The sequence below is a fragment of the Pseudomonas brassicacearum subsp. neoaurantiaca genome, assembly GCF_013608025.1.
Classification (GTDB): domain Bacteria; phylum Pseudomonadota; class Gammaproteobacteria; order Pseudomonadales; family Pseudomonadaceae; genus Aquipseudomonas.
Window position 1 is genome coordinate 1 of sequence record NZ_VDLV01000063.1, and the last position, 235, is coordinate 235.

A 235-nucleotide genomic window follows, 5' to 3' on the forward strand; every position below is an offset into this window, starting at 1 on the left:
GCTCATGGCCGGGTGAGGGCGTATATCCTTGGCGGCTTGAGATTTCCTGTGCCAGCCATGCCGCTATCGCGAGCAAGCTCGCTCCCACATTGGCTTTGTGTCGTGAGTGAAACCCTGTGGGTGCTTGCTCGCGATAGCGGCATGGCTGGCGCCACAGTACTTTCCGGACCCACCCATGCCCAACATCCTCCTCGTCGAAGACGACGCCGCCCTCTGCGAACTCATCGCCAGCTAC